Annotated in this window: 20 protein-coding genes; 8 read left to right on the top strand and 12 right to left on the bottom strand. The window is 46.3% G+C overall.

The features are described from left to right. The first annotated feature begins 8 nt into the window (after positions 1–8). A complete protein-coding gene (locus tag COO92_RS01655) occupies positions 9–1,430 on the top strand; it encodes a two-component system sensor histidine kinase NtrB (RefSeq protein WP_101299352.1) in 1,422 nt (473 codons plus the stop codon). A 22-nt stretch (positions 1,431–1,452) separates the two neighbouring features. Here COO92_RS01655 and COO92_RS01650 read toward each other — a convergent pair whose 3' ends face one another. Then, positions 1,453–1,914 carry an Lrp/AsnC family transcriptional regulator gene (locus COO92_RS01650; protein ID WP_101299349.1) on the bottom strand — a complete coding sequence of 154 codons (462 nt, stop codon included), beginning with the start codon at positions 1,912–1,914 and terminating at the stop codon, positions 1,453–1,455. A 383-nt stretch (positions 1,915–2,297) separates the two neighbouring features. Here COO92_RS01650 and galE point away from each other — a divergent pair, with 383 nt between their 5' ends. Further along, positions 2,298–3,284, top strand: coding sequence for a UDP-glucose 4-epimerase GalE (galE, locus tag COO92_RS01645; protein ID WP_101299347.1), 987 nt, complete (start codon positions 2,298–2,300; stop codon positions 3,282–3,284). Further along, positions 3,281–4,480, top strand: a complete 1,200-nt coding sequence (gene pseC, locus COO92_RS01640) for a UDP-4-amino-4,6-dideoxy-N-acetyl-beta-L-altrosamine transaminase (protein ID WP_101299345.1) — start codon at positions 3,281–3,283, stop codon at positions 4,478–4,480. Before galE ends, pseC begins: the two co-directional genes overlap by 4 nt. A 36-nt stretch (positions 4,481–4,516) precedes the next feature. Here pseC and COO92_RS01635 read toward each other — a convergent pair whose 3' ends face one another. Together COO92_RS01635 and COO92_RS01630 are read right to left on the bottom strand one after the other, a co-directional pair. Continuing rightward, complete coding sequence (locus COO92_RS01635; RefSeq protein WP_101299341.1) at positions 4,517–5,368, bottom strand: glycosyltransferase family 2 protein; 852 nt, start codon at positions 5,366–5,368, stop codon at positions 4,517–4,519. Between the two features lie 3 nt (positions 5,369–5,371). Then, on the bottom strand, positions 5,372–6,046 hold the full coding sequence (locus COO92_RS01630) for a class I SAM-dependent methyltransferase (RefSeq protein WP_165792258.1): 675 nt from the start codon (positions 6,044–6,046) through the stop codon (positions 5,372–5,374). Between the two features lie 426 nt (positions 6,047–6,472). Here COO92_RS01630 and COO92_RS01625 point away from each other — a divergent pair, with 426 nt between their 5' ends. Together COO92_RS01625 and wecB are read left to right on the top strand one after the other, a co-directional pair. Next, a complete protein-coding gene (locus COO92_RS01625) occupies positions 6,473–7,675 on the top strand; it encodes a glycosyltransferase (protein ID WP_133125035.1) in 1,203 nt (400 codons plus the stop codon). Continuing rightward, entirely contained in the window at positions 7,668–8,840 is a 1,173-nt protein-coding gene (wecB, locus tag COO92_RS01620; protein WP_165792257.1) for a non-hydrolyzing UDP-N-acetylglucosamine 2-epimerase, read from the top strand. The genes COO92_RS01625 and wecB overlap by 8 nt, the downstream gene beginning before the upstream one ends. Here wecB and COO92_RS01615 read toward each other — a convergent pair. The 7 genes from COO92_RS01615 to COO92_RS01585 form a co-directional block, all read right to left on the bottom strand. Then, positions 8,773–10,254, bottom strand: coding sequence for a lipopolysaccharide biosynthesis protein (locus COO92_RS01615; protein WP_133125034.1), 1,482 nt, complete (start codon positions 10,252–10,254; stop codon positions 8,773–8,775). The genes wecB and COO92_RS01615 overlap by 68 nt on opposite strands. Then, positions 10,255–11,004, bottom strand: a complete 750-nt coding sequence (locus tag COO92_RS01610) for a class I SAM-dependent methyltransferase (RefSeq protein ID WP_101299328.1) — start codon at positions 11,002–11,004, stop codon at positions 10,255–10,257. Continuing rightward, the gene (locus COO92_RS22390) at positions 11,001–11,645 is read right to left on the bottom strand and encodes a GNAT family N-acetyltransferase (RefSeq protein WP_420823334.1); all 645 of its coding nucleotides are present in this window, start codon (positions 11,643–11,645) and stop codon (positions 11,001–11,003) included. Before COO92_RS22390 ends, COO92_RS01610 begins: the two co-directional genes overlap by 4 nt. 425 nt (positions 11,646–12,070) lie before the next feature. Continuing rightward, the gene (locus COO92_RS01600; RefSeq protein ID WP_101299323.1) at positions 12,071–13,405 is read right to left on the bottom strand and encodes an O-antigen ligase family protein; all 1,335 of its coding nucleotides are present in this window, start codon (positions 13,403–13,405) and stop codon (positions 12,071–12,073) included. Further along, positions 13,383–14,624, bottom strand: coding sequence for a glycosyltransferase (locus tag COO92_RS21945; RefSeq protein ID WP_133125033.1), 1,242 nt, complete (start codon positions 14,622–14,624; stop codon positions 13,383–13,385). Before COO92_RS21945 ends, COO92_RS01600 begins: the two co-directional genes overlap by 23 nt. After that, complete coding sequence (locus COO92_RS01590; protein WP_165792255.1) at positions 14,624–15,487, bottom strand: polysaccharide deacetylase family protein; 864 nt, start codon at positions 15,485–15,487, stop codon at positions 14,624–14,626. The genes COO92_RS21945 and COO92_RS01590 overlap by 1 nt, the downstream gene beginning before the upstream one ends. A 72-nt stretch (positions 15,488–15,559) precedes the next feature. After that, complete coding sequence (locus tag COO92_RS01585; RefSeq protein WP_165792254.1) at positions 15,560–16,738, bottom strand: glycosyltransferase; 1,179 nt, start codon at positions 16,736–16,738, stop codon at positions 15,560–15,562. Between the two features lie 419 nt (positions 16,739–17,157). Between COO92_RS01585 and COO92_RS01580 the strand changes: the two genes are divergently transcribed. Both COO92_RS01580 and COO92_RS01575 read left to right on the top strand, forming a co-directional pair. Beyond that, on the top strand, positions 17,158–18,012 hold the full coding sequence (locus COO92_RS01580; protein WP_165792253.1) for a class I SAM-dependent methyltransferase: 855 nt from the start codon (positions 17,158–17,160) through the stop codon (positions 18,010–18,012). Between the two features lie 12 nt (positions 18,013–18,024). Continuing rightward, positions 18,025–18,801 carry a class I SAM-dependent methyltransferase gene (locus COO92_RS01575; RefSeq protein WP_101299310.1) on the top strand — a complete coding sequence of 259 codons (777 nt, stop codon included), beginning with the start codon at positions 18,025–18,027 and terminating at the stop codon, positions 18,799–18,801. A gap of 7 nt (positions 18,802–18,808) precedes the next feature. Here the strand turns inward: COO92_RS01575 and COO92_RS01570 are convergent, their stop codons facing one another. Then, positions 18,809–19,066 (bottom strand): hypothetical protein, encoded by a 258-nt coding sequence (locus COO92_RS01570; RefSeq protein ID WP_206186337.1) that lies wholly within the window; start codon positions 19,064–19,066, stop codon positions 18,809–18,811. 315 nt (positions 19,067–19,381) lie between these two features. Continuing rightward, on the bottom strand, positions 19,382–20,422 hold the full coding sequence (locus COO92_RS01565; RefSeq protein WP_101299307.1) for an aldo/keto reductase: 1,041 nt from the start codon (positions 20,420–20,422) through the stop codon (positions 19,382–19,384). 511 nt (positions 20,423–20,933) lie between these two features. Here COO92_RS01565 and COO92_RS01555 point away from each other — a divergent pair. Then, positions 20,934–21,926 (top strand): nucleoside recognition domain-containing protein, encoded by a 993-nt coding sequence (locus COO92_RS01555; protein WP_240626277.1) that lies wholly within the window; start codon positions 20,934–20,936, stop codon positions 21,924–21,926. The last annotated feature ends 4 nt before the right edge of the window (positions 21,927–21,930 follow it).

Raw genomic sequence — 21,930 nt, 5'->3', positions numbered from 1 at the left:
TCTATGTCATGAGTGAGAAGCAAAACGAACAAGAAGATACAAAAATTCTTAGTTCCGATTCTGTAAGTGTGGAAACCAACGACCTTTTGCTATCCGTCGACGAAATAGATGGCGATGATGACGTGAGGAAGAAATTCCGCGCGCTTTTGGAAGAACAACAAAAACGACAGCAGGAAACGACACAGCGCCTGAAAACCATTCTTGATAGCGTGGTCGAAGGCATACTTGTTGTGAACAACGGTGGTGTTATTGAGGACTTTAATAAGTCCGCTGTGGAAATATTGCGTGCCGAAGACAATCAGCTGATTGGCACCAGCATCGACATGATGTTCATCGACAAAAAAGCGACCATCCGGCACCGGCTGCTCAACAAATGCATCAGCATCCACAGCGGAACATTGAAATACGACTATACCGAAACGATGGCACAGAGGCGTGATGGCGACAGCTTTCCGATGGAAATCACCATAAGCCCTGCCAATCTCACGGGTGAAATGAACTATTTGTATATTTTCCGCGACATCACCCGCAGAAAACAGGCTGAAGAATCCCACAACAAACTTGAAGGCGAATTGCGCGAAGCCTTAAAGCTTGAGGCCATAGGTCATCTGGCGGGCGGCATTGCCCATGAAATCAATACACCAAGCCAGTATATCCGCGATAACCTCAAGTTCCTGAATGACGGATATGGTGCGATTTCACGTATTCTGGGGCTTGCGCTGCAAGTCTTATGGGAACATCGCAACGAATTGTCCGATAACGCATTTTCGCGTTTCGCAAAACAGATGCGCGATGCCGATCTTGAATTTCTGCTTGATGAGATTCCCCACGCGACCCAACAGTCTCTTGATGGCATCAATCAGGTGGCCAAGATTGTCTTGTCGATGAAAGAGTTTTCCCACCCAAGTGGAACGGAAAAAACCGCAACAGATATCAACCGTGTACTTCAGAACGTCTTGGTGATTTCCCGAAACGAATGGAAACACTATGCCAACCTGATTGAAGACCTGGATCCTGAGCTTCCGCATATCCCGTCTCACGTCAATGAAATCAATCAGGTTTTCCTCAATCTGATTGTCAATGCTGCGCAGGCTATCCACGGCGCGGGGCGTTCTCCCGACGACGGCCAAATTACGGTTAAGACAACATCCCTTGATGACAGCATCCTGATTAGCATTACAGATAACGGCACAGGAATCGCCCCGAAAAACAGGTCAAAAGTCTTCAACCCGTTCTTTACCACAAAGGGCGTTGGCAAAGGCACGGGCCAGGGGCTTGCGATTACCCATGACATTGTCCAAACCCGCCATGGTGGACGCATCTGGTTTGAAACAGAGGTCAATAAAGGCACGACATTCCATGTTCTTTTGCCCGCAGAAGACCGAACCGGCTTACAAAACGGCGCCAAAAAGAACATACCGACCAAATAAACCGTGAGGATACGCAGTGCTGCTAGAACGCAACGCCTTGGTCGTGTTTTAGGGTTTCTGTCACGATGTAGGTGCGATACCAGACGACGTTTTCATCGGCATCAAACAGGGTGTCACACAGGGCTGTGTATTCGGCCATGTCTTGCATGTGCAAAATCAGAACGCCGGTGACTTCGCCTGTCACCAGATAGCATTGTCGGACAGCGGCAAGTTCGCGGGTTTTGCGGATAAAATCGCGGCGGTATTGATTGCCATGACGGTGAAACTCAAGATTAATCACCGCCGTGAGCGGCCGTCCGACCAAGGCCGGGTCCACCACCGCTACGGTTTTCAGGATCACGCCGGTTTCGCGCAGCTTGGCGACGCGCCGCAAACAGGCCGATGGCGACAGGCCGATCTTCCCGGCCAGATCGGCATTGGGAATATCGGCGTTTTCCTGCAACAGACGCAGGATTTTGGTATCAATCTGATCCAGTTCGACCATTTAAACCCTTTGCATAAATCTGATCCATTTTGAAGGGGGCCGCTTTCTGCGCGGCAAGGAATAGAACTTGCGCGCCGCGGGGCTAAGGGCGTTCACTCCTTGGGCAGAAGAACTCTATCCGAAGGACTTTTTGGCAGCGTTACAGCGTTTGATCGAAACGCCACACCGCTCTTCACGCTACTCACTGCCAAAGGAAAACTCAAAAAAAGAAAAATGAACTGGATGTAATGTAATAGGACTTACTGGCGGCCCCAAGGCGCACATTATTCAAACAGTATAAGAATTTTGCTCTGTACCTTATGCGCTTAGAAAGTTAGTTATTCAGCCTTCTGCATAAATTTATGTGTCTCGACTAAAGTTACAAAAGTGGGCACCATTATCCAATGAAAAACATACTTGTTACCGGTGGCGCAGGTTACATCGGTTCACATATTTGCTTGAGATTACTGGAACATGGATATTGCCCGGTCGTTCTCGACAATCTTACAAATGGTCATAGGGACTCGGTCCCGATCGAAGCTTCATTTGTTCGTGGAGACATACGTGATCGCGCAACGTTAGATCATATTTTTATAGATTATAAACCGATTGCCGTAATTCATTTAGCCGGGTTAATCGAAGCAGGTTTGTCGATGAGGACACCTGAGGACTTTTACAATGTTAATGTAACAGGATCACAAGTTCTGTTTGCGTCAATGCGCGCCAACGAATGCTGTAGTATAGTATTTTCTTCAACCGCAGCCGTTTATGGAAATTGCTCCCAACAATTGATAGACGAGGAGCAACAGATAAGACCAACCAACCCTTATGGACGCTCCAAAGCCATCGTAGAAACAATCTTGCAAGACTACAGCGAAATATATGGCTTCAAAGCACTTGCACTTCGTTATTTCAACGCTGCGGGCGCCGACCCCAATGCACGTGCAGGAGAACGACACACTCCAGAAACGCATCTGATTCCTCTAGCGTTTCAAGCGGCCGCTGGCATTACTTCTGGGATGCAAGTGTTTGGAACGGATTATAACACCTTGGACGGAACCTGTATCCGGGACTATATTCATGTCGATGACCTTGCTAAAGCACATATTGATGCTCTCAATTTTGTTACCAACCAGCATCAACCAAATTTTGACTACATAAACATTGGCACGGAGTCAGGTGCATCCGTGCTGCAAGTTTTAGAACTATGCCAACAGATAACTGGGAAAAGTTTCGAGATTAACTATCAAAAACGTCGAGACGGAGATCCTGAACGCTTGGTTGCAAGCGCCCAAAAAGCTAAAAGGTTGCTTAACTGGACGGCAAGGTTCCGAAACCTCGAAGAAATCATTTCCCATGCTTGGAGCTTTTTCGAAAGCCAATCAAAATGACGCAAAAATTTATCCCATATGGCCGACAATCAATTGATCAGGATGATATAGAAGCCATCGTTAAAGTGCTTAAGTCCGATTACCTTACAACCGGCCCAGCTGTGAATGAGTTTGAAGGTCTGCTCGCAGATAAAACGAACTCCAATTACGCAATTGTATGCAACTCTGGTACGGCTGCACTGCATATGGCAGCTCATGCAATCGGTCTTTCTGAGAACGATGCTGCCATTGTCCCATCAGTAACATTTCTAGCCTCTGCCAACGCAATGACATTTACTGGAGCTAAAGTCATTTTCGCGGACTGCGATCCAGCAACAGGGCTAATGACCAAAGATCACCTAGAAAATGCCATTCTTCGTGCAAAGAAAGCTGGCCTGTGCCCCAAAGTTGTTGTGCCTGTGCATTTAGCCGGGCAGCTCTGTGACATGGAAGCAATAAGCAAAGTTGCGCGGCGCGAAGGCATGTTTGTCATCGAAGATGCATGTCACGCGATAGGCACAACTTATGGCCCCAACCTCGAACACGTCGCAGGTGACTGCAAGTGGTCAGACCTGACAGCCTTTTCTTTTCATCCTGTGAAGACCATTGCGATGGGTGAAGGTGGAGCGGTTACGACCAATTCGAGTGACTTTGCAAAGAAGCTTGAGCTTTTTCGGAATCACGGGATCACCCGCAAACCAGAAGAGTTTATCTCAGAAGATACAGGCAAGGACCGCTCGGGCGAATGGGGCAGTTGGTACTATGAAATGTCTGAACCAGGCTACAACTACAGGGCCTCTGACATTCAGTGCGCTCTTGGCAGCAGCCAACTTAAAAAGCTCGATATGTTCGCAGCCAAGAGAAGAGAGTTACGGGAAAAATACTATTCTCTAGAGAACAGCCTGCCGGAAGGGATTAGGCTAGCTAATCGCGTTCCCAATTGCTCGCCATGTCCTCACTTAATGATTGCACTTTTTGACAACGATTTTCTAGGTAAAGGGCGTAATCACGTGATGGAAAAACTGAAAAATGATGGAATTGGTACTCAAGTTCACTACATCCCTGTTCATCTTCAGCCTTACTATCGAACACAAACAGTAGGAGTTGATTTTTCAGGCACACTAAGCTTTTACAATTCCTGCCTTTCACTTCCGATCTACACTTCAATGTCCCCAAGAGACATTGAAGTCGTGGTTTCGTCTTTAAAAAACCTGTAACTTCCTATTTGTCTGGGCACGGGGGAAAAAGATAAACTATTTCTTCTTAAAACGGGCGGAATGCGCACAAGAGAATAACGTAGAAACCAAAAACCTGAACAGGGTTTTTGGCAGAAGACGATACAGAGCTTCCCAACCGAAATATAAGAACAACGGTCTAGTTGACCCAGAGTGACGCCATATTTTCCACATAGCGAACAGCTCCTTGCCGGAGTAGAGACCTGCATGTTTTTCACGAATAAACATCCACAAGTCGACATGTTTCCGTCGAGATATACTGGCTAGCATTGCCGTTGATTGCACTCGGTAGTGGAATAACGGGCGCTTAATGACCCCCCCCTTATAACCAGCCTTGCCTAACCGGATATTCCATTCCCAGTCTTCATAACCTTTGCGCATCAACTCATCATATCCCCCCAAATCCTCCCAAATTTTTTTGGGTTGAAGAATGCAGTAGGGAAGTTGATTTAAGAACAACTGTTCAAAAAAGTTATAGTGCTTTTCCAAAATTCCAGATGACTCTGCCTCCAGAGACATCCAAGAAAACATGAAGTCGACACCTTCATTCTCAGTAATCAACTTCAAACCCATCTCTAAGAATTCAGGCTCCAGCCAATCATCGCAATCAAGGGGAAGAATGTATTCTCCTTTAGCAGCAGCGAACCCTACATTGCGAGCACGCGGCAAACCTTTGTTTTTCTGCCTTATGAGAAGCACCCCACTTGAAATTTCGTCCAAGAACTTGATGGTTTCGGGATTATCCGAACCATCGTCTACAACGATGATTTCCAGGGGTTTGACTGTCTGATTGAGCACAGACTGAACAACCTGATCCAGGAACGCGTGCCCATTATAGCAAGGAATAACGACAGAAACTGAAGGCAACATCCCTCATTGTCCCGTTGGCTTGGCTGGATGACAAACGGCCCATATCTCGCCCCAAATTGTTCTTAAACTATCAATTTGTATGTTGGCACGGTGCAACTCGTCCTCAAATTCGGAAACAGTATGTTCAATAAAATGCGTCTGATCATTAAAATACGTTATCTCAAGTTCCTTTCTGAGGGGAACATGCCATTCGCGCTGAAACGCGGGAACTCGGATGAGAATTTTTCCTGGTGACAACACATCCACAATCCGCCTCAAGAATGCCTGTCTATCCTCGATGTGCTCCAAGACATTTGAGAGAACAACAACATCGGCAACTCCATCCGGCAGCACCTGAAATGCATCACCAAATATAAATTTAAGATTTTGTGGATTGTCGGCGGCTGTTGCCTGATTAAAACGTTGCTCGTCCATCTCGACACCGAACACCTGACTCTGCGATACGTTCAAGGCTATAGATCGTGCGACGGCACCATATCCACAACCAATGTCAACAACACGATTACCCTGGCTGATATTTTCGATAAAAAAATCATGGTATCGCATTAAACGATGCTTTGGATGCTCCCCTCCCTCATATGCCATGGCCCGCTCAGACAGCAATCGCTCCAAGTTATCCTTTATGAGGTACAATCGTCTTAACGCTGCCGCTGGCTGTCCGATACGAGACTCGATCATAAGGAGTCCAAAGATCAGACCGCCTCTCACCTTTCCTGGAATTAACCGAAATAGACAAGAGATAGCGCCGACAACCCACAAGACAAATGAACGCATTATAAAATCCAAAACTTGGTGTTTATATAAATCAAATCGAAATTAGGAGCCCAAACTGAACGTTAGTACTATCCCAGAAATAAGATTACACTCTTACTAATGAAAATCTTCCAATCAACATCAAACTGTCCACGTAGATAAATTGCAGCCCAATTGACGGAATCTCAAAAAAATCACTATGTTTTATGCTCCCCCAAACAAGACAAGCACGCTAATTTTCAAAAACCGTGAGCGACACAATAAGTATGCAGATGACATATTGCTAATAGCTGATTCGAGAAGCCAGACTGATAGCTACATAAATTTACACCCATTAATTGGTGATGACTATTGTCGAATTTGTTAATCGTTGTTGTTGCTGCACGCATATCAGAGTGGATCACGAAAGGTGAAACACCCTACTCATATCTCAACCCTGGTGGAAAGTTTTCAAGAATAGCAATAATATCTCTTTGCCCAGATGCACCTGAGACGGAAGAAATAAAAAAACTATGCGGAAATGCGAATGCCGAATTCTATACTACTAATCTTATGACTTTCCAAGGAATGCTGACAACATTATTCATCCCGCAACTTATTAAAAATTACATCAACAAACAATTGGACCTAAGCTTTCATGATGTAAAATCAGTATCAGTCAGAGCTTACGGAGATACGTTTGCGGGAACTGTAGCTGCAATCATTGGCAAACAATACGGATACAGAAGTGTTTCCAGCATTCACACATGCCATTTAACCGCGCCAAAAACTGAAGCCATATCCATAAAGCATCGTTTGATCCGATTTTTTGAGTATTTCCTCAGGCGATACACTCATAAAAACATTGATTTTCTGGCGCCAGTTTACAGCCCAGCTGTGGACACCATTCCAATAAAGTACAGAAAAAAAACTGTTCTTATCCCTAATTCGGTTGGCGTTCGGGGCTGCGATACAAAGCGTTCCTATGTTCGGAAATCTTCTTTTCGATTAATTACTGTTGGTAGACTTATTGATGGAAAATCAATATTTCCAATTTTGAACGCAATCAAGAATTGTGAGAATCTTCATCTCACGGTAGTGGGTGATGGTCCGAATAGGTTTCAAGTGGAGCAATGGATAGAAGAACATAACATGTCACAAAGGGTGACTCTAATTCCACGAATGCAGAACATTATACTTATTGAACAATTAAAAAATTTTGACGCCTTCATCGCCTTTACTCTTTTCGCAGAAGTCCCAAAAACAGTAATTGAAGCTGGCTTGGTAGGCCTGCCTATTGTACTGAACGAACCGCTGCAAGGACGTCCAGTCGAGTACAAGGATGCCTCTATAGTGTGGTGTTCTGGCACCCCGCAAAGCTTCCGGTCTGTTCTCATTGAACTGGCTAGTGATGAACAAAAATCAGCACTATATGGGCAAAGAACAAAGGATGCTTTTAAACGGATTTTTGACCCTGCGACTTGCAACGAAAAGATATATCACTTGCTGACAAATGAGATGGAAAAGACAAAAACAACCATCCCCGACATTAAGAGGCCAAGACAAGATGAGTAAAATTGCGATTATCGCAGGAACACGCCCAGAATTGATAAAACTAGCTCCAGTTGTTCGGGCTCTAGATATCTTATTCGGCAAAGAAAATGTCACATTTTACTGTACTGGACAGCACCGGAAACTTCTCGATCAAGCGGTTGATAGCCTGAATATACACGTAGATGTCGATTTTAAATTGATGACAAATACGCAATCATCGGCCGATATTCATAAAAGAGTTTTAACTGTACTTGAAAAGGAGTTCGCGCAGAATCGTCCAGAAATTCTAATAGTTCAGGGAGATACCGCATCAGCGTTTGCAGGGGCGATGTCCGGTTTTCTGCTAAACATTCCCGTGGTTCACGTTGAAGCCGGATTACGAACTCATGACTTGACCAACCCCTGGCCCGAAGAGGGGTTAAGGCAAATGATCGCACGCATAACATCCCTGCATCTAGCGCCGACAGATCAAGCCAAGGATAACTTAGTCAAAGAGGGCATTCATTCCGACACAATTCATGTTGTTGGCAACCCCGGCATCGACAGCCTTGTGCTTGCGAGACAAGAACCAAATGCTCAATTTCTCTTAAAGCCAGTTAAGGGCGGCACTAAGGAAAAGCTTATACTTATAACTATGCATCGCCGAGAAGCTTTGGATGGTGATCTGGACCAGTTTTGCGTGGAATTGGCTAAAACCATAAAGCAACACAGCGACAATAGATTTGTATGGCCACTACATCCAAACCCTAAAGTGCGTGAAACGGTTAGAAGACATTTTCCTGAAGGGAGCAAGCATTTAAATTTACAACTTGTAGAGCCCTTACCATATCAAGAAATGATCACCATGCTCGACTATGCAGATCTAGTGATCAGCGATTCTGGTGGAATGCAGGAGGAAGCACCATATTGCGGCGTTCCGATCATCGTGGTCCGAGACGTCACGGAACGCCCCGAAATCATAGACCTTGGACTAGGGTGCCTCATAGGGTCACAAGCTAAAAACCTGAGTGAAGCCGTAACAAATCACCTGAGCGTTCGCCCACAATCGAGCGCCACAGAAAAATGGCAAAAAATACAGGGGCATGGGAAGGCCGCGGACCGTGTAGCAGAGCATATCGTCAACTTTGTAAACCAGAATCAGAAAAATGCTTATAAACACAATAAACACCGCCATAAAACAGCATAAATAAACATGCTGATCCGAATAAAATTTCGTTATTTCCGCTTAATTTAAGAATTTCGACCAAATATTTAACTAAGCCGAATACAACAACGTTGACGGCAATAATGATGAAGGACGGTAGTGTCTCCCATACTGCACCCGGGAATCCATTTCGATTTGCCAACACACAGTAAGTAAAGGCCAAAATCACCTTCCCTGAGAGAACGCCCAGCGCAATTCCTGCTATGCCCATACTCGGGCCGAGATAAATCGCTATTGCAAACCCCAACAATGAACTGATCAGGGTTGAAAACATCAATCTTTTGCCTGAAGAAACGGATACAATGAAGTACTCCCAACCTGTCGCAAGTTGATTTACAAATACTGCAGCACCAAGCAGAAAAACGACGCCTGACATATCCGTTGCATTGCTGTTCACCAACAAGGAAATAGCGGGGTCTGCGATTAAAGCGAGCAAAAAGAGTGTAGGTAACCCAAGCTCAACAAAAGCCATGGTGCGCTGCTGAACAATTTCACGACAACGCTGATAATTCGAATGATGTGTTTGCTGAACTATCTCTGGAAACAACAACCACCATAATGGGGCGCCGAGCGCAACAATTACAGAAAGAAGCATTACGGACGCTGTATACTGCGCAACCACCTCCGCCCCCAAGTAATTCCCTACGATCAAGCGGTCCCCTAAGTTTCCAGCCCATTCAGCAAACCCTGCAAGCATAAAAGGAATACCTGAAATCAATACTCGCCAATTTGGATTCTGACAACGTCCATTGTCAGATTTTGAGTACAGCAAGAACATTACGATCAGTACCACTGCTATCACGCAGAGCTTTGTGAGCACTAAAACTGCAAGTGCAGACCATAACGAAAGACTACCTGCAAGAAAAACAAGAGCTAGAACACATAGATGCAAGGCTAAAGCGCTTAGCTGCACAATCAACGAATAACGCACCCATCTCATCGCCCTAAAGTACTCTTGAACAAGAGCTTCTATTGCGACCACCCATGTTAAAGCTGACACTGCGAGAACAACGGAAGAGGATTTAACTGCCATACTTAGGGAAATCAGTGAATTTATTTCTCCAGAAAAAACTAACATTACGCTCGCAAGTAACACGCAAAGAAAAGAAACAAAACTGATCGAAAAAACTAGTAAACCCCACCCCTGTTGCGGCTTTGGTCCGGCAGCAACTTGTCGAATAACCGTATAGCCGAGGCCGGCAGAAATGATTGGCACGAAAGCAAAAGAAAGACTGAGAATTTGAGTGTAGCCACCGAACACTGCTGCCCCTAGCGTCCAAGACAGCAACGGTGTAACAACAAAACCGCTACCACGTGCTGCAGCCTCTGCCATAAATCTTAAACCAAGATCACTTTTGCAGAACCGCAATAATCGTCTTGCGCTGGGCGTCTTCACTTAGCCGCCTTTCTTTCTCAAAACCAGATAGTAGCGATTTGCAAATATTGGGAGCAATTTACTGCATCGTCCATCTAAGTCGGGGTATGCGCTTTTCTTATGTATCCTGTCACGCAATCTTGTGACTTTATCAATATAAGGAAGTAGCAATAACTGACTGAGGATACCCGTTGGTATATCCTCTAAGGTCTGACACCCAAGCGCATGAACCAATTTACCAATTTGGCGCCGCGACATGGGGAAAATGCCAGAAAAACCACGTTTTAGATAAAACCGTCGCCAGTATAACCAACCAAGATTCCAAACATTGCCAATATCAAGGATTACAATCCCACCCGGCTTAACAATCCTGACCATTTCTGAAATTGCAGTTTGCTGATCTGGCATCAACAATAGCGTTGCGTAACTCCAGGCAAGGTCGACAGATTCATCTTGAATCGGCAACTCCAGGGCAGATGCTACGACAGGACTTGGGCGACTTTCTACTTCAGCCAAAAGATAATCGGGCCGCTGTTTCAGCTGTTTAAGCATGCCCTCACTAATATCCACGCAAATTGTTTCACAGGCGACTTTCAGAGCAGCGTCAAGAGCATGACGACCGTTTGCTCCACCTATATCAACCACCCGGTCACCATGCTTCGCGTATTTCTCTATGAGATGCCATTTGAGCCACTGCGGATATTCTTCACCAATTTCGGTCTCATATACACTGGCACAGGCATCAAAGTGCTGTTGCTCAACCTTATTCATGTTGCAGCGCCCCCCGATCGAAACTGCCGAAGTATTTCGAGCACGCCCTCGAGGACTGGTTGATAGACGATTTTTCCACGATAGTAGGGATACAGCTCTCCTCCGAATGACTTCTTAAAGTCGTTCAGACCTTTCAGCTTCCCATTTGGCGCTGAAGGAAAGGCCTCCCCGCATTCTAGGTATTCCAAACCAGCCTCACTAAAATGCTGTATTGACTTCCACATTCCATAGTCGTTCGCGCACAACTTAAGAGCGTCCTCGTGACTGGCAACGGTCCAGTAAAGTGCCGTATTTTTATAGATTAAAAAATTTTGGATCGAGAGAAGATTAACATGGTCGCGAACAACACAACTCTTACATAGCCCTGCATCAGCGACTTCTGAAAAAAGAGACTGAAAGTATGCCTTCGGATGCGGAGAGATAGAGTTGCGCATGCAAGTTCTGATATGAAGGTCATAATACTGATCGCAAATATTTGAGTTTGGAACAACAATATCTGCCGTAAGGCCATTGCGTTCGGCCTTTTTAATTTGCTTCCTGCTTCGATGTTCAAGACCATTCCATAGTCCTTCTAGCGCCCTTTCCCTAATCGATAACACCCAAGACTGTGTCGATGTATCCTTGACACCAAAATAGCACATTGGATTTGGGAATGGACGATCGATGGACAGTAACTGAGGAACAAGCGGAGCACTTGAAAAATCACATCTACGAACCTTCAGAGAAATTGCGAGAGAGCGAATGTTAGCTTGGATTATTTCCTGTACCTTTTTCAAAGAACGCCGTGGTAGTTCCGAAGATAATGCAGGCCCACCTGTACTCTCAAAGTGCCCCCCGACGCATGCGTTAAGAAACCTCGGCCTTACAACAACTAACGGCACTATTGCGACAATCTGGTCCGAACGGGATCTATCCCGCACACAAAAACTGTGATCCTCCGTCCGCAACCACTGACTTCTTGCGTTTAACAATTCTGATCGATGCCACGCCCAAGCAGACGTGAATGTATCAGCGGCCGCGTCCCAACATGCCCTGTCACAATCAGAACGTAAGACGACCTCATACATCAGGTTTCAATCCTTTTGCGATCTCGACGCTGAAAAGCAGAACTCAGCCCCAGAAGGAAAAAGAGAACTAAATGGATATAATGAAACCTCGTAACGCTCAGATCGAACAACTCAGCAACCAACAGGCCGAACACGACTGCGTTCAAACATAACGTTTGCAAATCCTTTGAATGTTCAACGGTAGTTACCCTATCTTCAGAAATAAGCGGCCTTACCCATAGAGCAGAAATTAAAATCGCACCTAAAAAACCTGTTTCAACTATTGCATTCAGAATGACCGAATGAATTGCCATTACATCTGCTTGTTTTCCAAATACCACCTCAGCACCCAGACCGAAACCACTTCCTATGAACCAGTTCTGCGAGGCTATCTCAATTGCTTTAAGAAAACCATCTCCTCTCTCACCCAAGCTTAGAAATTCTTGTCTACTTCCATCAAACATGTTTGAGATTTCTTGTGAAAATTCAGCCCAAACAAAAATAAGAACAATTGAAAATAAAAAGACTAATATAGCCGAAGGCACGTTGAATATTTTTGTTCTTAAACGTGGAGAAAGAATAAAGTATGCGCATGATGAAATTACGAGTAACAACGACATTCTGGACCCAGAAAGCAATAGCCCAAAAATCATCATAACCAAAAGAAACACATAAATTTTAGGCATATCTTTTTTAATTAAAGTCAAAAAAATCAAACAAATTGCAGACACTATCCCAATTCCATTTGGGTTCGGATAGAAACCAGAAAATCTCTGCAATTCAATCAACTCGTTGTTAAATAAAATGTGCCTCTGACCAAGAGACTGAGAGAATTCGAGCCCAAATAAAAAAAATGTGCCATGCCTTACGTTGGGATCAGTATTCGTAATTTCTGCGATCCAACCGGCCAAAGCGTAAAAAATAGAAATTAGCGTGATCAAACACACCCCAAGAACAAAACCTTTCAATATTTCTCTTGGATCTGCACACGAATAAGCCGTGAAGTAAACCAAGCAAGCTGGAACAAGTGCCAGTGTTGCTCTTTTTAGAGAAAGTATAGGGTCCTGCCCCACAAAACAGGAAATTACAGCAACAGCACACCATAAAAGGAAAAGAAGGCAACTTTGGCTTAATGAGAAACATTTAAACTCAGAAAATAATTCAGAAAATCTGAAGTTGGCAAAGGCTATCAGCCCCACAAAAAGCCCCACAAACACAATGAATTGAAGTGCACCAGATAACTCAATGTATTCGTAGTTAACGCGAACACGCATAAACGGTAGTAGAGTAATAACCCCAATGAAGGCTCCCAATACAATTGGGGGGGCACTATTATTTTTTAGAAACTTTCTCATCTAGCAAACATCCAACCAAGTCCCGAAATTTTCGCCCGACACAACTAGCTTCGTAGTTAGATAGAGTTAATGCGGATGGCGAATGTTGACGCTCTCTGGCATTTAACCAATTTCGGATCGCTTCAGAGATGCCATATACGTCTGAGGGATCCGCAACTATCCCGCCCGCCTTTCGAGTAATGTCGCACACCACCCCGGAGCGGCAAAGAGATAGGATAGGCGTACCGCTGCCTAAATAATCAACAAGCTTCGAAGGAAGATAAAAACTACTCCCTTTCCCAGGAGCATCCACAACCACGAGTAAATCTGCATCCTGCATCTCGCGCAAAGCATCCAGATGAGGGACTTGGCCCATGTACCTGACGTGCTTTTTTTTACGTCCACCACTCTGATCTTCAAGCTCGGCATAGGATGGATGCCAAGCACCAAACACTTCAAGAGTGATGTTAATTTGACTTTCGAGGTTCAGTCGATTTATCGCCGAAAATAATGCGTCGGGCGTCCTCGCTCCATAGAACGACCCAAACAGCCGAAGCGTGACAGATGAACCAAAACTTTTCTCTGGGGACTTTTTCCTCGCATAAAGGGAGGCATCGAACGAGTGAGGTAAGATCGCGGACTTCGCATTCAGCGCAAAGTCATTATTTGTAAAGTGATCTCGCAAACCTTCCGTCGGGAAAACAAGGCAATCAGCACACTCTAATACTTTTCGCTCTTGCATGTCGCTCCAATTTGAAAACACCGGAACGCTCACTTGATGATCTGCATTCGACCAAGGATCTGAAAAGCACGCAATCCAAGGAATCTCCGGATTTCTTCGTTTAAGCTTTAATCCAACAAGATGTGAGGAGTGATACTGTGAGCGCGTCACGAAACAATCATATCTCTCCCGAAGCAAAAGTTTTCGCGCTTTGGAGGAAACGACATTATTAAGTACAATCCAGCGGTCAGGCCGAAACGGCAAGCGCGGAAAGTCGCTTATTTTTCGAATTAATGTTGATGCACCAACTCGAATCACTTGGCCGGATATTTTCTCGGCATAATTTCCCATTTCACTGTCGAGAGATGGGCAGACCAAACCATTGTCGAGCGTTAAAACATCAATCTTACAATCAGGTACATTTCGCAACAGTTTTGCAGTTACAAAGCCTTCCGGACTAACCGTAGGGGGATAACAATACCCGAGGATAAGCAAACGGGGCATCTTAGTAACGGACATCATTTCCCCGTATGAGCCAAAGACAAAAATTCGCAGTCATCTAGAGTCATGCAGCTAAACCCTGAAAAACACGACAACGCATGCAGCACATCAGGCTCATTCACAATATCTGCCGGATCAAAGTAGAGGTTTAAGACTATAGGTAATTCGGCTTCAAACAGCTTCCTGTAACTTTCCAGCTCTCTGAGCAGCTTTTGCTTTCCGAGCGCATCCGGTGCCGACAAAAAACCCCAACTATCCATCAACTGTGCAGGTTTACTTAGGCAACCATTCAATGGCAGCTCAACGAGACCTTCTCCACAGTTGTAAACGCTACCGTTCAACATTCCGAACACAGGCTTGGTGGAACTTGAAACACGATACCCCAATGAAGCAAGAAAAGAGTACATCTTAGAAAGTTGCTCTTTCTTGTTAAACTCTCCAAAATGTGGCGTTCTAAAGACTGTGGGCGGGGTGCCTGTCAACTTCGTTAGCACGTCATGCCCAAGCAAAATGTCTTCTTTCCAAACATCATCGGGTATGTTGCAATAAGTAAATGTTGAAAACGGCTTTCCTGTCATCTCGCTAATATCTGCATGACGTCTATAGCCATGGTTTACAAACTGAGCCCCCAAGTCGAGGAGCTTACAGTATTCCCCCCAATACGTTTCAAGCAGTTCTCCTGGCACAGCATAAAATGCTGTCATGCCAAATTTCTGAAGATACTCTTGAACTCGCACTGCCGCGTCAGCATCACGATCAGTGTCACAGTCAAAAGAAAGTAAGATTACAGGCTCCGCCAGGCCCGCACGCCGCGCCCAACTCAAGAGCTTTATCTTATAAAACATCGGCCAAACACGGTTTACCGCTCTCAATGCAAGCATATGTGAGTGGCATATCATTTCAGAAAAACCCCAGAAGAACCAAACGGACGGCACACAAAAATACGTTAACAATCACATCATTTTAGAATGACCCAGCGAACGATAAACTGAACGATATCCTTCTGCCGATTGCTCAATAGAAAAACATTCTCGGACACGTTTTTTACCCGCAAGCCCCATTTCCTTAGCAACGCTGGGGTTTTGAAGTAAGTAAGCTATCGCCTTTGCAAGTTCTTTTGGTGCTTTCGCGGGGACCACCAAACCTGTTTCTCCATGTACAACAGCTTCTGGATTCCCTCCTACATCAGAAACAATCATAGGCAGGCCTGCCGACATTTCTTCGATTACTGCGTTTGAAAAACCTTCCTCATGAGATACCAGCACTCCAATATCTACAGCCGCAAGGTAATGATTGACGTCAGTTCTCTTGCCAACAAAATGCAACCTTTGACTGACCCCCAACCTCACGGCCAGATTTTCTAACTCTTTCTTCATACCAACGCTGTCGTTACCAATTACAATCAACTGCCAATCCGGTAGCGTCGGGAAACTCTTAGACAGGAAGCCGCATGCCTCAATGAGGTCTTGATAACCCTTGTATGGAAGCAGGTTAGCAACAGTTGCAAGCACGACAGCATCCAATTTTATTCCAAGATCGGCTCTTACGGCAAAATCTCGCCTACTGACATTTTCTGTCTCGTCAATACCGTTATATACGAGCCGCAGTTTTTCAGCAGGCACATTTTCCATGTATTCTAACTGTTTAAGGACGGCTCTTGAATTAGCGAGAACGACAGACATTTTTTTGTGCAGAAAGAATTCTACTTTGCGAACCCATTTTGGATACTTTTCGAGATATTTGTTCATACTGCGACGACTCATAATCTTTTTAGAGCGCACATGCAGTAACGAAATAGGGGCCAACATCAAGTATGAGGCTGGTAAGAAAAAATGGACAACGTCGGGGCTACGACGAAACAGATGCAAAAAGAAGAAAACGCACGTCCATATTGTTGTAAACGGCTTAAGCATAAGAGGAACATGCGTAAACCAACCGCTAACTGGAGGAGTAACAACCTTAATTCCACATCTTCGCATTTCCTCAGATAGTTCTCCGGGACGTTCAAAGCAGAATATACTCATAAGAAAGTCATTACTCGCAACTATGGGCAACGTTCTCAGGAGGTGAGTCTCGGTCCCTCCCCGCTCCAAAGACCTGATTACAATAGTAATTTTAATAGGTTCCGCCATATGGGTTATTCCGAAAAATACATATCTACATACCAAATAACCCGACCTACATTCAGGCAATCCACATTGCGTCAATGGAAACCAAACAGTAGGGAAACACAATTTCACCAGCCTAGCATTATTGGTCATGCCCCAGCCTTAATACTTCAAGCTATGACTTCATTTTATGCGCGACATGCTATCACTTTATACAATTTACTTGCTCCTCGCCAAACTCTGATTTTGTCAATCAGGTAAATAGATAGCTTAGATTTTAAATTTTCTGACCGTTTTGGACATGCTTCTGTTGTGAATATACATTATGACCAATCAGCGAATAGCAGAGCTGTGCGTGATAATAGTTACGCTAGAAGATTGTCAATCTTAGAGTGCTCTGGCAGATTCGGTCTGTAACCAAGCAAAAACTCAAGGAAATGCAGTTGTCTAATCACAAGGAAATAAACGGCGACCACATTCGGGGGGGTAAATCGCGTCTAACTTACCTTTGGTTGAACTTTTTACGGAACCTAAGGTGTTCTCAAAAACTGAAATCCAAAAAAATTAATTTTGGGAATGCTTTTGAGACAGCCGACGACTTGGGCGGCTGGTCTCCTGGCCGTGGATTAGCCGAGCATTTTCTGATGTCTGAGCTTCCCAAATTGCTTAATAATTCAGGATATACTGACATAAACAACGTTAACATTCTGGATATTGGCTGCGGGTCAGGAAGGTCTGTTGAACTATTCGAGACTGCGGGGCTCGGCGGAGCATGGACAGGATTAGACATCGATGATCGATTTGTAGAACGTAAGAGTTCTCGTTTTAGCCTATCATTCAACCAATGTGACGTTCTATCTAAAGATCACTCTCCTGATTTTGACTTGATTTACACAAATTCTGCGCTTGAGCACATTCAGGCAGACCTTGACTTTCCTAAGAAAACTGTCAACTGGCTGAAGCCTAAAGGTATACAATTACATTTTTTACCTGCTCCAGCATCATTACCTCTTTATCTATGGCACGGTTGGAGACAGTACAGTTTGCGCAGAATTGAACAGACGTTTCCTAACAGCGCGATCGAAGTCTACGCTATAGGTGGGCTAGCAAGTACGATTCTTCACTTTTTTTTTATTACTCCTTGGGAAAATTTTTTCCGCATTTCTCTTCGAAAGAAATTCACTCGAGTCTATAAATGGCTACTATACTACTCAATCAAAGCTGACGATTACGTCCCCATATTCCCTGTATTCTATGCAGTAGTCGTATCGAAACCCTCCCCAAACAACTCAAACTGATCGAGCATCAAAATGCGTGCTGACTACACAATCAAGGACGACGGCGCCCTAAGTGAAGAACAACGACTAGATCATCACTGGACTGAAAACTGGAAGAAAATAGGAAACAGGCGTCGCTCTCAGTGGAGGATCAAAGTTCGACCAGAGTATAAGGTTGTCCGTAAATTTGCTCCACCAGCGGGAACAGATGTCCGCGTCCTGGACGGTGGTTCTGGCCTTGGGGAATGGTGCATCTTGCTTCGTGATTTGGGATACGAACCATATGGGTTAGACCTAAGTACCCCTACGATAGAATCATTGCGTAGAGAATTCCCAGCAATGAATTTTGTTCGAGAAGATATCCGGGCAACATCTTTCGAAGACAACTTCTTCGACCTTTATATTTCATGGGGAACTTTTGAGCACTTTGAAAACGGACTCACAGATTGCTTTAAAGAAGCGTACCGCGTCCTAAAACCCGGCGGAACACTGATAATCAGCGTTCCATTTTACAATCAGAGACTGAAAGAAATCGATGCTAAACAAGGTAAACCAGAAAAAAGCGGAGACACCGAATTTTATCAGTGGCGCCTAGAACCTCATGAACTAAGCGAAGAGTTCAAAATTAATGGCTTTGACTGTAAACACGTAGAACCGATTTATACCAGAGAGGGTATAGGACGACATCTACATCATGAGTATGGTATCCCATACGGTAATTTTACGCGATTTACGTCTATGGCGCTCAATCCATTTGCTAATCCAAATAAATTTGCTCATATGCTTATAGGCGTAGCGATCAAAATATAAATCGGCGCTAAAAGAACGAGCTTCGCGTGCTCTTCAATATCTCTGTTACGATGTAGGCGCGATACCAGACGACATTTTCGTCAGCATCAAACAGCGTATCACACAGGGCTGTGTGTTTGTCCATGTCTTGCATGTGCATGTGCAGCATCAGAACGCCGGTGACTTCATCGGTGACCAGACAGTATTGCTGGACGGCGGCGAGTTCGCCGGGTTTTGCGGATGAAAGCGGCAGGATTTTGGTATCAATCTGATCCAGCTCGGCCATTTAAACGCAACTCCAAAGCGCACCATAATAAGACAACGCTGCCATATTGTTTAGGCTCAGGAACAATTAATTTGGTTTGAATGGATGACCGAATTTGTGCGGATACGCGGAACAGAACCTTAAAAGATATATATCTTTTAAGGTTCTGCGACAAAGTAGCCCGTGCAAATCCGGTCAATCCAAAGGACAGACGTTATATTTGCAAACTCCTGCGTCAAACCCCTTGTCCGGGATACCAGCCCGCCCGGCGGGCCTTTCCTCGGATTTCACAAATATAACGGCGGCACCACGATCAGGATGCCGCCGTCAGAACGGTCAGTATGCTTCTGACATCACGCCGGTTGCCATGAGGGAAGCACGCGCCGCACTTCCCTGAGCCAGCATCCAGCCGGGATATTCCGGTGCGATCGTCCCGACATCGTTGAGTGCGGCGACCTCCCTATCGGTGAGCGTTAGAGCCACCGTCGCGAGATTGGCGTTCAACTGCTCGAGGCTCGTCACGCCTGTTATGATGCATCCAACCACCGGTTTTTGGCGCAGCCATGCGAGAGCCACGGCTTCGAGGGTGGTCTCATGTGAAGCGGCGATCCCGTCCATCACCTCGAGGACTTTGATACCCTTGGTCTCGTCAACGGGCGGAAACGGAATGGTAGCGCGGCGTCCATCCGTTTTGTCGCGATACTTACCCGTAAGGTATCCGCCAGCCAGCGGGCTAAACACGAGCAGGCCGAGCTCGTACGCTTCGATCATCGGCGTGACCTCACGCTCGATATCTCGGCCGGCCAACGAGTAGTATCCTTGATACGCCTGGAAATGGGACGCACCGAGCGCATCCGCGACCCCGAGGGCGGTTGAGACCTGCCAGGCCGCCCAGCTCGAGACGCCGACATATCGGACAAGCCCCTGACGAACGAGGTCGTCGAGTGCGCGCACTGTTTCCTCGACTGGGGTCGCGGGGTCCCAGCCGTGCATTTGGTAGAGATCAATATGATCGGTTCCGAGCCGCTTCAGGCTTGCCTTCACCGCCTCAACAATGTGGACGCGTGAACCGCCGCCATCGTTTGGACCGGTCCCGGTGGCATGCTCAAATTTCGTTGCCAGAACCACGTCCTTGCGTGCTATGCCCAGCGTCTGCAAGGACTTGCCAACAATCTCCTCGGCCTGACCAAAGCCCTCGAAGGCGCCCCCGCCGACCTGCCGATCATTCTCCTCGACCACCAGCCGATGATGGCGCGTAAATCGGCCGCGTCCGGGGTCACTCTTCAGCTTTCGGGGCACACGCACGGCGGGATGGTGCGCGGTCTCGACCTTCTGGTTGCGCGCGTGAACGCCGGGTTTGTATCCGGACGCTACCAAGTTGCTGATATGACCCTTTATGTGAACAACGGGACGGCATTGTGGCCAGGCTTTGCCCTTAGGATAGGGGTCCCCTCAGAGCTGACGAGAATCACACTCAGAGTGAAGAAGTAGGCTCAGGACCTATTAATTTGATTGGAACCGTCGGCACGGGAGCGCGCTCGCTGAATGCACCGATGGTAGATGGTTTGTGGAGCAGGAGTGTCGAACCGAATATAGCAGGTTCGAAGAGATACCGACATCAACCTTGAACCCTGACGATCTCCTTTCAGTTGAGGAAGGTCATGTTGTAGCACGATCACGTTTGTGCAACTCAACAGCGCCAGTCGTTCAAATTTCGCTCCGATATTGTGTAACTTTGCGCAAAATCGCTGCCGCGGACGCATGCCCGTATGGCATCATCTGCGCAGTTAAACCATCCTCGCCCACTGCCCAAAAACCAGATACATACCTGTCTGGTTGCCTTGTCACAGACCTTTGATCTTTCGCCCCAAACGATGAGCCCCCCCCGATGACACGCAAGATGACCCGCGCCATGCGACATTATTTCCTTAATCTGATTAACCGCAGCCAGAAGCTTTTTGTCACCCTGATGAAGGTGATGTTGCCGGTGATGGTGATTGTTCGCATTGCACAGGAATTTGGCGCGATTGAGGTCGTGTCCGAAATGCTGACCCCGGTAATGTCCTTGATTGGTTTGCCGCCCGAGGCCGGTTTGATCTGGGCGACCTGTGCGCTGGTTAGCATGTATGGCGCGGTCGGGGCGTTTATCGGGTTGGCCGGAACCCTTGATATGACGGCCGCGCAGCTTAGTGCCTTGTGTGCGATGATGTTGTTTGCCCATGGCTTGCCAGTCGAACAGGCGATTGTCAAACGCGCCGGGGCCAGCCTGATTGCGACCACCGCCCTTCGCATCGGGGCGGCGGTTGGCTATGGCGCACTGGTGACATGGGTCAGCAATGCGACCGGCTGGCTGTCCGAACCGGTTGATTTTTCATGGATGGCCGGGGGGGACGTTGCCAGTGCGGCAACCGGGCTTGCCGGTTGGGGTGAATGGCTTATCCAGACGCTTAAATCACTTGTTGTCAGTTTTGTGGTGATTACCGGGCTTCTGGTGATTTTGGATGCCATGAAGGTCACTGGCCTGACCGACAAATTCACCCTTGCGATGTTGCCTATCCTGCGGGTATCGGGCCTGTCGCGCGATGTTGCGCCGGTGACGACAATTGGGGTGTTGCTGGGCCTGACCTTTGGCGGGGCGCTGATTATTGATGAAGCACGCCGGAACAACTATCCGCCGCGTACGCTTTTCCTGTCGTTAAGCTGGCTGTCGCTGTCGCATTCGCTGATTGAGGATACCGCTATCATGCTGGCCCTTGGTGCAGATATCTGGGTTATTCTGGTCGGACGGGTGATCCTGACGCTGATTATTATTGCCCTTCTGGCGCGATTGACCCTGCGCTGGGACCGCAAACCCGATCAGTTGGCAACCGATACCGCCTGAGCCG

Origin of the sequence: Thalassospira lohafexi, assembly GCF_002844275.1 — a bacterium.
Lineage (GTDB): Bacteria > Pseudomonadota > Alphaproteobacteria > Rhodospirillales > Thalassospiraceae > Thalassospira > Thalassospira lohafexi.
This window is presented reverse-complemented; position numbering and strand designations above follow the sequence as displayed.